The sequence below is a fragment of the Salipiger marinus genome, from assembly GCF_900100085.1.
Lineage (GTDB): Bacteria > Pseudomonadota > Alphaproteobacteria > Rhodobacterales > Rhodobacteraceae > Salipiger > Salipiger marinus.
Genome location: NZ_FNEJ01000067.1, coordinates 1 through 3,819 on the forward strand (window position 1 = coordinate 1; position 3,819 = coordinate 3,819).

At 61.6% G+C, this 3,819-nt stretch carries 5 protein-coding genes; 2 read left to right on the forward strand and 3 right to left on the reverse strand.

Going from position 1 to position 3,819, the window contains the following annotated elements:
* The first annotated feature begins 137 nt into the window (after window positions 1-137).
* Window positions 138-458 carry a hypothetical protein gene (locus tag BLR51_RS26665; RefSeq protein WP_275634938.1) on the forward strand — a complete coding sequence of 107 codons (321 nt, stop codon included), beginning with the start codon at window positions 138-140 and terminating at the stop codon, window positions 456-458.
* A gap of 237 nt (window positions 459-695) precedes the next feature.
* Window positions 696-1,538 (forward strand): hypothetical protein, encoded by an 843-nt coding sequence (locus tag BLR51_RS26670; protein ID WP_018065890.1) that lies wholly within the window; start codon window positions 696-698, stop codon window positions 1,536-1,538.
* A gap of 58 nt (window positions 1,539-1,596) precedes the next feature.
* Here the strand turns inward: BLR51_RS26670 and BLR51_RS26675 are convergent, their stop codons facing one another.
* The 3 genes from BLR51_RS26675 to BLR51_RS26685 form a co-directional block, all read right to left on the reverse strand.
* Entirely contained in the window at window positions 1,597-2,166 is a 570-nt protein-coding gene (locus tag BLR51_RS26675) for a PIN domain-containing protein (RefSeq protein WP_007803220.1), read from the reverse strand.
* Window positions 2,163-2,627, reverse strand: a complete 465-nt coding sequence (locus BLR51_RS26680) for an excisionase family DNA-binding protein (protein WP_007803221.1) — start codon at window positions 2,625-2,627, stop codon at window positions 2,163-2,165. Before BLR51_RS26680 ends, BLR51_RS26675 begins: the two co-directional genes overlap by 4 nt.
* Before the next feature lie 149 nt (window positions 2,628-2,776).
* Entirely contained in the window at window positions 2,777-3,745 is a 969-nt protein-coding gene (locus BLR51_RS26685; protein ID WP_242656865.1) for a helix-turn-helix domain-containing protein, read from the reverse strand.
* Between the last annotated feature and the right edge of the window lie 74 nt (window positions 3,746-3,819).

Sequence of the window (3,819 nt, forward strand, 5' to 3'; positions counted from 1 at the left end):
GGTAGCGGGCGGGCTTGGGCTTGCTCATGCAGATCGTCTAACCGCATGGATTCCCGATGTGAATCCTTCACCGACTGAGTTCTGCAACAACGCCCGTCCGGCCTGAGATCAGCCTCCCGGATGCGACAGGTCCGTTCGTGTTGGCGCAGGCCGATGAACGCGCCGATATCGACATCTCTGGCAGCGCCTTCGACTTCGTTCGGAGCATCCGCGTCTACCATGTCCAGTTCAGCCAACATCAGGATCGTGACGGTGATTGCATCCGCTACGACTCGACTAGGCTCGGCTCCTACGGTGTGCAGGGCGATTATCGCTGGCAGAGATCGAGCGTGGGAGCTGTTCCACCTGCCTCGCTTCTGCCCCGTCCCGAGCACTGTGGTTGGGTGAGTTATCGCTCGGTCTTCGTCGATTGGCGCGACCATGAAGGAAACTACGGCTTCGAAGAGGTTCGATACTGAACCCCATGCGGGCCAGCGTAGCACTGGCCCGCTCCGATCAACTTGCACCGGAGGCAGTGCATCACCCCAAAAAAGGGAAACGACGCCAGACCGAGAAGCCTGACGCCGCGCTAGAAAAAAAACCCTGAACACGGTCTTTTTAGCGCAGTGTCCGAACCCCTGCAACCAGCAAAGTGTTTTTGCTGGCAAGAATGTTGTTTGCTCTCGACATGGCATCGTCTCTTAGGAGATACGACCATGGAACCAACGACCGGCCTGATCCTCAGGCGAATCACGCAGACAGACCTCTCCGTTTCGGCGCACAAGCTGGCCACGCTCATCCTCGACGGAATTGCGTGGAAGGATGGGTATAACGGCCTGCCCCGCGGCACGGCTGCCTTCACCCTGTCCTCTCTGGCGGCGAAGATGGGCGTCTCGCGCCAGTACCTGAGCGTTCTGCTGAGTGAGCTTGAAACTTCTGAACTGAAGCTTGAGCGCGAGAAATCGAACGGCAAGTTCGCCCCCTGGCTTTTCCGCTTCGCGGCCTTTGACGACGGCGAACAGACCCACGATCTCGTGTCAGGCGGAGGCGACACATCACTATCTAGAGAAGAATCTAACAAAACTATATTCACAGGACAGATCAACATTGACGGTTGCTCGAACGTGTTCCGAACATGCTGGGCCGAGCTGATCAAGGCCGCGAAGAGCGCCCTACCCTGCTGGAACGTCGATACGCAAGTGATCTGGGAACGCTTCCTTGCCTTCAACCGGGCCCGTGGGAACAGCAAGGTTCCGGCCGGTTTCCTGCTCGGCTTCATGCGCCGGTGGCGCACCTCGCTTGGAGAAGCGACGCGCCCACCGGCTCTCCCCGCACCACAGCCGGTTCAAGAGCCACGAGAGCGCGAGCTGCACGAACAGATCAAGGCTGCGCCAAGCTCGAACCGCCAGTTTCACGCGTCAGACCTGTGTCGCGTCATAGGGCAAGCGGCGTACGATGCGCGCATTGTCGCCGTGATCCGGCAGTTCGGTTGCCCGAGGTTCACTGCTACGCTTGCAGTCCACGGGCGTGCAGTCCTGGCGGGCGAAATCTCGCGGTGATGATGGATCGGGTGCCACAACTCTGGCCAGAACGTATTCAGTCAGGGCAGTTCTGGGATCAAAGCAGGTCGGCGAATTGCTCCAGGTCGGCAACCGTGGCGACCAACCCCTGCTGTGTCAGGATCGCGAGATACTCGTCGACGCTTTTGAGCGGATTCTTGAGGCGCGCGCGAACTTTCCGCAGCGCGGAACAGACCAGACCGGGCGCGAGAGACAGTTGGTTCCGGAAAAAGTCGTCAGGGTGTTGGGTCTCGATGCCAAAGGGCGCAAGTGCCGCTGGTGGGAAGTCCTTCAGGTTCTGCGTGACGATCGCGTCACAGCGCCCAACGATTGCCGCCGCCAGAACGTGCCGATCGTCAGGGTCCGGCAGTGTTAGGGCCGGCACCAATGCCTCGTAGCCGGTGACCAGACAGTCGCGTGTGGCCCTGTCCATCAAGTCGCGAGTTCGTTCCAGCGCGGCGCGCTCCCGATGAGGTTCATTGCGCAGAAGCGCATCAATCCACTCCCGATGGATATCGGCCGTCCACTTGGCCTTGAAAAGGTCTGTGACCGCCAACTGCATCAGTGCATCGCGCATCGGCGCGGGATAAAGGACGTTCGCATCGAACAGGACCGTGTACTGGCTCATTTCGAGCGGTAGCCCATGTCCTGCTCTTGAGCGTCGGCGGCCAGTTGATCGAGCGCAGCTTCACGCTCGGTATCGATCGCGGCCTTGTAGGACATCACGTCTTCCATGCGGACGCGGCGATGCTTGCCGACCTTCCGATGCGGTATGGCACCATCCTCGAGCAGCTTGATCAGGAACGGACGCGAGACGTTCAGAACCTCAGCGGCCTGTACGGTCGAGAGTTCGGCGTTCTCGGGGATGATGGTGACCCCCCGCCCCGCTGCCATCGCCTCGAGGATCTCCATGAGCAGCGATACGGCGCCCGCAGGAAGCTCGATCGGCTCCATCTGCTCGGAGTCCGTCACACGAAGTTTCAACGGCGCGCGCGCCTGGGCGAAGCGTGACAATGCCTGGCCAGAGACGCGCGCAATCGCTGCGTCCTGCGGCGTGGGCGGAAGATGTCGGTGTGCCAGCATGTTCATGGTGGTCTCCTCTCCGGTTTCTGTTCTCTACCACCATATATGAAATAAGTGCAACAAATGCATTAAGTGTTGGTGAGTTTCTGCGCGCCCTGCCGCGTGCTCGCGGTTATCGCTGCTGTCGAGTGAGCGGGTGAGACCCACGCTAACCTTCAGTTTGTCGCCTTCCACATCCTGAACCGCCCCTGTCCTGTCACCTCGCGGATCAGACCCCGCTCTTGCATCCATGCAAGGTTGCGCTGAACAGCGGCGCGACTGGCACTCGTCAGGGCCTGGGCCATTGGCGCAGAGACGAGCGGCCATTCGGTCAGCACTGCGCGCAAGGCCGGCGGCGTCCTGCCCGAGAGCAATGTCATTTCGGCTTCCGCCCGCGCCGACCATGCCTCGATATCGTCAAGGTGCCGCACCGCGGTCAGGCACGCGGCTTCCATCCCGTATAGCCAGCGTTCCAGACGTTCGAACGGTGAACCACCGGCTCGTAGTCCCCCTGCCCCGCCCATGGCCAGAGGCGTGAAGACTGCGCCTCTTCCATCGCTGGCCGCGATCCGCGCAGCTGCGACAGCCGCTTCCATACGGTCGTCGTGCTGCCCGAGCCCCGCGAGGCGCCAGAGGTGAAAGCCCGCGCAAGCGCGAGTGATCGGGTGCAGGTCCGTGGCCTGCCCCATCAGATCCAGCCAACCGCTCGCGCGATCCACGAACGGCTCGGTCTCATCACTGATGTTCTCGGGGTCGCGACGGTCGAGGAAGGCGGAAAGGTCCTGCTCCGGTCCCGGTCCACCCGTCAGTCGCCGAATCGCCCATCCGACTCGCGCCAGCGCCGCCGTGTCGTCCTGGACACCGGACAGGCGCAGCGAGATCCAGAGCGCCAGCCGGTCTTGGCTGATGCGGTCACCGGTGTGCCAGCTCAAATCTGCGGCCTCCATCAGCGCAAGCCGATGCCGCCATCCTTCCGGTCCGCGCTTCAACCGGTCGTCCAGCGCGCCGACGCGACCGGCCACACGGGCAAGACGCGCGGCCTGCCCGCCCTCTGCCTTCCGCCATTCGTCGAGGACCTCGGTTTCACGCGGTTCGGCCCGTGGTCCCGGCGGCAAATAGTCCGGCTGTCGCATTTTCTTCACCATTTCAGCACATGATTATTACGTGATTTCTGGAAGATACCACGATATCGCACACCATTTTTCAGCTAAGGGCTTCA